This window comes from Marinobacter sp., assembly GCF_046484525.1.
Taxonomy (GTDB): Bacteria; Pseudomonadota; Gammaproteobacteria; order Pseudomonadales; family Oleiphilaceae; genus Marinobacter.
The window spans coordinates 1-3532 of record NZ_JAWOIS010000040.1 but is presented as its reverse complement, the minus strand read 5'-3'; the positions used below and the strand labels follow the sequence as shown (position 1 = coordinate 3532).

Below are 3532 nucleotides of genomic sequence, written 5' to 3'. Positions count from 1 at the left end.
CCCTGGCCAAGGCGCCAGTGCGCAGGTGTGGTGGTTCCACATCAAGTGCTGGCAACACCGGTCAGGGGCCCCAGCGCCGCGCCCTTCGGGAGCTACGGAGAGCCTTGATAGCTGCGTTGCTCTGACTCGATTTGGAACCACCACACCTTCGCCATCGCGCCTTGCTCTCAAGGCTCTCAGTGGCTCAGTAGGTCAGCGAATTAACCAGACGGGACACTAGACCCGCCACCACCGCCAACCGTGACGAGTGAAGAACCGGAGCGCGGAGCGGATAAACCAAAGCCGGTGGCGCCAGCCCTTCTGCCCGGCCCCGCCGCCGGCATGGCGGATTCGCACGGCCGGATCGTACCGGTGCCGCCAACCTTTCTCGCGACCTCTTGCGGCCAGGTCAAAATCCTCGAAATACATGAAAAAGCCGTCGTCGAAGCCGTTCAGGTCTTGCCAGTATCGATCACGGGCCATCATGAAACACCCACTGACCAGGACGACATCGTCAAAAGTCTCTTGCACCGGCAAATCCCGGTATTCATAGCGTTCATTGAGGGCGAGGAATACAGGAAGCTTCAATAACGGGGAAAACAGGCGTGCGGCGAGCACCGCGAGGGACGGATAGCGTTTGTGGCCGGGTGCCTCGGTGGTACCGGTCCAGTCAAGGATGCGGGGACATACGAGACCGCACTCCGGATCCTCCTTCAGGCGTCGAAGGGCATTGGTGATTGCTTCCGGCTCGGGCTTCACATCCGGGTTGATCACCAGTAACACGTGCGGCTCCAACTGATTGGGAGCGACTTCGAACATTTGCTGGCGAAGCGCCAGGTTGTTGGTACCGCCGTAGCCGAGGTTCCGTTGCCGGGGTAGCAGGTGTGCGGGCCACTTGAAAGCGGATTGCAGCAGACGATCGGCTGCGGGCTCATCCAGAGGCTGCGGGCCGTTGTAGGAAAGCCACAAGGTGGCACTCTCCAACTCACCAGCCCTGACGGCGACATCCAGACTCTCGGAAAGGGAGCGCAAGGCCGGCTCCAGGGTCGTCGCGTTCCATTGGTAAACCACCTGTGAAATCAGCAGTTTCATGGGCGAGTCAGAAAATCGTTGGCGGTTTTCCGAAGGGCATCGTCCAGCTTTTCCGGAGGTTTCCAGCCCAACCGCTGACAGGTGTCGCTCATATCCACCTGCAGCGAGCCACAGAGCCTGTTTGCCATATCTCCTCTACCCACCAGCTTCATCAGCCCGACCAAAAGCTTTTCCGGAACCGGCAACAGGCGTGCCGGTTTGCCAAGCACGCTCCCGAGCCGGGTGAGCAGTTCCGGCGTCGACAGATCTTCGCCATCGCTCACCAGAAAGGTCTGGTTTGCAGCCGCAGGATGGCTCAGGCACACCCGGATCAGATCGACCAGATTACCCAACGACACCAGGCTGCGCTGATTATTCACGCGGCCAAGGGGCAACGGAACGCCCCTGGCCACCCACGCCATCATCTTGCGGAAGTTTGCGGGAACGCCCGGGCCATACACCAGAACCGGACGAATAACCGTAACCTCCATCCCGGTCTCACGGGCAAGGTCGCGCAAGCCTTCCTCCGCTTCCAGCTTGGAAATGCCGTAGGGATCCAGCGGTGCCGGCTCGTCAGCTGACCGAAAGGGTTGCCCCGGGCGGGTATACTCACCATTGACCTTGATCGAACTAAGGAAGATAAAACGGCGAACCCCGGCTTTAGCGGCCTGTCGTGCCAAGGCAAGAGTGCCCTCGGTATTGACCTGCCTGAAGGCGGCCAACTGGTCCTCGGCAGAGTCATTCATCCGATGGGCACGGCCAGCCGCATGAACCACCACATCCACGCCAGACAAGGCAGCCCGCCAGTCTGAGCCCTTACTCAGCCCCGGGGACTTCACCGTTTCATCAGCGCCCGACTCTCTTCGCCCTGAGCGCAAAGCGCTTCGGACAATCCAGCCGCTCTCTTCGGATAGCTGACGCACCAAAGCCCGGCCAATAAAACCGGAGCTTCCCGTCACCAGAATTCGCAGGTCAGACACTCACACCCCAATCAGCTGAATGTTCAGAAACCGCGCTCGGCGAGGTTACGCAGGTACTGGCCATAGCTGTTCTTCTTGAGCACTTCGGCCTGCTCCAGCAACCGCTCCTTGCCGATATAGCCCATTCGGTAAGCAACCTCTTCCAGGCACGCCACCTTCAGGCCCTGGCGTTTCTCCAGCGTCTCGATAAAACCTGCGGCTTCGTGGAGCGAGTCGTAGGTGCCAGTGTCCAGCCAGGCATAGCCACGACCCAGCAGCTCGACATTCAGAGCGCCACGCTCCAGATACGCCTGGTTGACGGCCGTGATTTCAAGTTCGCCCCGCGCCGACGGCTCCACGGCTTTGGCGATCTCGATAACGTCGTTGTCGTAGAAGTAGAGCCCGGTCACTGCGTAGTTGGACTTCGGCTGCGCCGGTTTCTCCTCGATGGAAACCGCCCGCTGATTGTCATCAAACTCCACCACGCCAAACCGTTCGGGATCCGTCACCCGGTAACCGAATACCGTCGCGCCCTTATCCCGGGATGCGGCCGACTGCAACAACTTGCTGAAGCCCTGGCCGTAGTAAATGTTGTCCCCCAGCACCAGGCAAACGCTGTCATCACCGATAAACTCTTCACCAATAATGAATGCCTGAGCCAGGCCATCCGGACTGGGCTGAACCGCATAAGTGAGATTGACGCCCCACTGGCTGCCGTCCTCGAGCAGCCGTTTGAAGCCGTCCTGATCTTCCGGGGTGGTAATCACCAGGATGTCCCGGATACCCGCCAGCATCAGCACCGACAGCGGGTAGTAGATCATCGGTTTGTCATACACCGGCAGCAGCTGCTTGGAGATACCCCGGGTGATCGGGTACAAACGTGTGCCGGAGCCACCGGCCAGAATAATGCCCTTCATTTATGCGACTCCCAGCCTCTCTCGCTGATAACTGCCATCCTGAACCCGCTGGCACCACTCCAGGTTGTCCAGGTACCACTGAACGGTCTTGCGGATGCCGGATTCGAAGGTCTCCTCCGGCGTCCAGCCCAGTTCGCGCTGGATCTTGCCGGCATCAATGGCGTAACGAAGATCGTGCCCCGGGCGGTCGGCCACGTGAGTGATCAGATCCCGATACTTCCGATCCGCCGGCGCCAGGTCCTGCAGCAGATCACAGATGGTATGCACCACCTCGATATTCTGCTTCTCGTTATGCCCACCGATGTTGTAAGTCTCCCCGATTACACCTTCAGTGACTACTTTATAAAGCGCGCGAGCGTGGTCTTCCACATAGAGCCAGTCCCGCACCTGATCGCCCTTGCCGTAAACCGGCAGCGGCTTGCCATCAAGGGCATTGAGAATCATCAGCGGAATCAGCTTCTCGGGGAAGTGATAGGGGCCATAATTGTTGGAGCAGTTGGTCACCAGTAGGTTCTGATAAGCAACTCCGGATCAGGTATATTACTGGTAGAAAGGTAATTTGCAATAGTACAATAATTAAGATCGGAAGGATAAATTTTATTTAAC

The 3532-nt window shown here is 58.8% G+C and carries 3 protein-coding genes and 1 pseudogene; all 4 read right to left on the bottom strand.

What is annotated here, in order from left to right; translation table 11 throughout:
- Positions 1-216: 216 nt before the first annotated feature.
- Positions 217-1071, bottom strand: a complete 855-nt coding sequence (locus R6W86_RS08795; protein WP_410328988.1) for a hypothetical protein — start codon at positions 1069-1071, stop codon at positions 217-219.
- Complete coding sequence (locus tag R6W86_RS08790) at positions 1068-2030, bottom strand: UDP-glucose 4-epimerase family protein (protein ID WP_410328987.1); 963 nt, start codon at positions 2028-2030, stop codon at positions 1068-1070. The genes R6W86_RS08795 and R6W86_RS08790 overlap by 4 nt, the downstream gene beginning before the upstream one ends.
- 23 nt (positions 2031-2053) lie before the next feature.
- Positions 2054-2926: a glucose-1-phosphate thymidylyltransferase RfbA gene (rfbA, locus tag R6W86_RS08785; protein WP_410328986.1), complete on the bottom strand. Its 873-nt coding sequence runs from the start codon at positions 2924-2926 to the stop codon at positions 2054-2056.
- Positions 2927-3436, bottom strand: a pseudogene (locus R6W86_RS08780) (GDP-mannose 4,6-dehydratase); the annotation flags it as partial.
- Between the last annotated feature and the right edge of the window lie 96 nt (positions 3437-3532).

Excerpts from the sequence above, each read along its gene's own strand:
- R6W86_RS08795 (WP_410328988.1), bottom strand. The coding sequence starts at position 1,071 with ATGAAACTGCTGATTTCACAGGTGGTTTACCAATGGAACGCGACGACC.
- rfbA (WP_410328986.1), bottom strand. The coding sequence starts at position 2,926 with ATGAAGGGCATTATTCTGGCCGGTGGCTCCGGCACACGTTTGTACCCG.